This is a genomic window from Actinoplanes palleronii (genome assembly GCF_016862315.1).
Classification (GTDB): Bacteria; Actinomycetota; Actinomycetes; order Mycobacteriales; family Micromonosporaceae; genus Actinoplanes; species Actinoplanes palleronii.
Window position 1 is genome coordinate 1 of sequence record NZ_BOMS01000142.1, and the last position, 1,505, is coordinate 1,505.

Below are 1,505 nucleotides of genomic sequence, written 5' to 3' on the forward strand. Positions count from 1 at the left end.
GGGCCCACCCGGTCGGCCGTCGCGTTCGGATTACCCGGGCTGAAACCCAGCGCCGGCACCAAAGCGTTGATGTTACCGGAGCTGGCTCCGGCGTTCCCCGTCGCTCCACTCGCGGCCGCGTCACCGGATCCTGTGGCGGCGGCTTTGTCCGCCGGCGTTTCGTTCAAACCCAAACCACGCAGGATGTTATCGCGGTTCGCATTTCCGCGCAGCGCGGTCAACGAATTCAAGCGGCCCAGCAAAGTCGTGGAAGACGCAGGGCATTTCAAGTCTTGAATCGCCGACAAGGTTTTTTCAAAACGTTGGATGCGACTTTCAAGGTCCGCTCCACCCGGAAAGTTCGCATTCTTGAGCGCTACCTGCGCGTTCACCTGGGCTTGAGTGGGCGGGCAGCGACCGGGAACGTTCACCCCGGTAGGGCCCACCCGGTCGGCCGTCGCGTTCGGATTACCCGGGCTGAAACCCAGCGCCGGCACCAAAGCGTTGATGTTGCCGGAGCTGGCTCCGGTCTCGGCGGCCTGGCTCATCCCCGTGCCGACCACGAGCGCCGAGCCGAGCAGCGCTGCGGCGGCGCCTCCAATCACGAGCTTGCGCGTCCGGCTGCTGACTCCACGTCGATACATGCACGGCTCCACTTCGTCTCGGTACTGCTTGTGCCGAGATATACGAGCGATGATGTGGCAGCAGTTCATGACGCTGAGCACGCGTACCTTAAAGTTTCTTTAACGTTGGGCGAGCAGTCGTGGCCCCGTAAGTGCAACGCCGGGCGCCGCGCCGTCGCTCTCGGCAAGCACACCGTCAGCATCCTGCGCGCCCACCGCAGCCGGCTGCTCAACCACAAGACACTTCAGGATCTGCTCGGGCACTCCAGCATCGTGGTCACCGCCGACATCTACCCGCTGGTAAGCAGCGAAGCCGCAGGTCGCACAGCCGCCGCAACCCGTTCCGTCACGGAAAGTGACGACATCCATATGCCACCCACACGCCACCCAACCTCGACAAAGGCCGGACAACGAGAAAGGCCTGAACCGCGTTTCCGCAGTTCAGGCCTCAATCGAGAAAGTGCGCCCGAAGGGACTCGAACCCCTAACCTTCTGATCCGTAGTCAGATGACTAGTGGTCACGAGTACACTTGGTAACCTTCGCGCTCAAAGCCGTTCCCAAAGGCATATTACCAGCTCAGAGCGACTTTACGTTTCCGCAGGTCCCGGCCGAGTGCATGATCGATCCGCTTCACGGATAGGCCGCCACCGCTCGAACATACTGATTTAATCGCGCCCGTACTGAGACGGTCGCCGACATCCGATCACCCACGGATCACCACGCAAGGCCATCACCCTTCCGTAAAACGCCTGGAACGCTACCGGTCAGGCCAGACCGGGGACCGAATTTGCCGAACGGACAGCGTCGACACGGCCGCCAAGGCCGACATTCGATCACCGACGGATCACCATCGCTGGCGCCACCAAGGGTGACGACGCCGCCCTTCCGCCAGAGTCTGTTGC

At 62.4% G+C, this 1,505-nt stretch carries 1 protein-coding gene; it reads right to left on the reverse strand.

Features of this window, described 5'->3' with window-relative positions; translation table 11 throughout:
* Nucleotides 1–704, reverse strand: a 704-nt coding sequence (locus Apa02nite_RS42100) for a hypothetical protein (protein ID WP_203830075.1), incomplete at its 3' end; no start/stop codon positions are given.
* Between the last annotated feature and the right edge of the window lie 801 nt (nt 705–1,505).